At 43.2% G+C, this 1379-nt stretch carries 1 protein-coding gene, 1 pseudogene and 1 riboswitch; of the genes and pseudogenes, one reads left to right on the top strand and one right to left on the bottom strand.

The features are described 5' to 3' along the window. Positions 1-417 (bottom strand): annotated as a pseudogene (locus WEIDD23_RS14885) (homoserine kinase); the annotation flags it as partial. A 264-nt stretch (positions 418-681) separates the two neighbouring features. Next, positions 682-779: riboswitch (THF riboswitch) on the top strand. A 41-nt stretch (positions 780-820) separates the two neighbouring features. Between WEIDD23_RS14885 and WEIDD23_RS09580 the strand changes: the two are divergent. Then, entirely contained in the window at positions 821-1369 is a 549-nt protein-coding gene (locus tag WEIDD23_RS09580) for a folate family ECF transporter S component (RefSeq protein WP_010374125.1), read from the top strand. The last annotated feature ends 10 nt before the right edge of the window (positions 1370-1379 follow it).

Here is a 1379-nt window from a genome sequence, read left to right as displayed (position 1 = left end):
TAGATAACTCACTGTCACGCCACCCAGTAGCGCGGCAGTCACGTTGGCTGGTTGACCTTCAGTACGTGCTGCCAACGTTAATTTCGTATAGTCGTCTAAATCCAGTTCACCCAATTGGTTAGCTAACTCTATTGCGGCCAGCAACGCAGCCGTTGAAGAGCCCAACCCTTGACGGAGTGGAATATCCGACGTTACGCGAATCCGATGTGGCGTTATATTGGGATATAAGTTTTGGGCAACAGCAACGATATAATTGGTGGCATCCGTCGGAATCGTCTCACCTAAATTGTGTTCGACCAACCAGACATCATTGGCTGAAATAACTTCAAGCGTTAAATAGCGATCGAGCGCAATACCAATTGACGCGACGCCGGGACCGAAATCCCCTAATGTTGCAGGTACTTTTATTGTTATCATGCGGGTCTCTTTCTTCGTAAAATTACTTTGTAAACATTTTACCAAGTTTTACTAAAAATGACAGCCCCCTCAATTAGAGTTTGTTCTTAATTTATTAAGAAATCCGTGCAAGTTTCCCATCACAACGGCCATTATTAGACATAAAACTAACAATTGAAACGTTTAAACCTAAATATTTTCGTTATTTAACATTTTACTTACGATATCACCCCACTTTTCCTGCCACCAATCAATAAATTGCGCTATAATAAATCACGTAACAGATGCAGGGTAGACTTTGGTGCGTTAAGTGCCGTGGAAACGGAATGTGGGCCACGGACGAAGGACAACGTGTTCGCGATACCATCGTCACATTCACTGTAAGAAGTGAAACCCTCCAAATACTAAAGGAGGTGTTTTCGATATGAAGACATTAAGTTACGCATTACCTCGTCTGCGCACGACGCAGCTTGCATTATTGGGCATTCTGATGGCCCTCGAAATCGTTATCGGTCGCTTTACATTTGGCCCAGCTTCTGTGAAGGTTGGCTTCACATTTATCGTCGTTGGCTTGATTGCAAAGTGGTATGGTCCTTATTGGGGCATGATTGTTGCCTTTTTTAACGACTTTCTATCAACGATGATTAGTGGCTATAGCTACTTTTGGGGATTCGCCGTTTCAGCATTAGTCGGTGCTGCCATTTACGGCTTCGCTTTTTATGGGCGCGAACACATTAGTTGGTTACGGGTCATTGTTACCGTTATCTTGGTCCTATTCTTGGTTAACGCCGTTTTGAATACCCTTTGGATTGTGATCATGGGTGGCATGACGGATCCTAAGGCAATTACATCACTCCTTTGGGTTCGTGGCATTAAGCAAATTATTTTCTTGCCAATTCAAGCGATTATCCTGTATTTTTTCTTGAATCACCCAACGCTTGAGCAAATGCGCGAACGCCTATTATTCAAGTAATAACTGAGTA

The sequence above is a fragment of the Weissella sp. DD23 genome (genome assembly GCF_001579105.1).
Lineage (GTDB): Bacteria > Bacillota > Bacilli > Lactobacillales > Lactobacillaceae > Weissella > Weissella cibaria.
Note: the sequence above shows the minus strand (reverse complement) of the source record. Positions and strands in the feature narration are given on the sequence as shown.

Bases quoted from the DNA above. Each gene is read 5' to 3' on its own strand.
- WEIDD23_RS09580 (WP_010374125.1), top strand. From the start codon at position 821: ATGAAGACATTAAGTTACGCATTACCTCGTCTGCGCACGACGCAGCTT.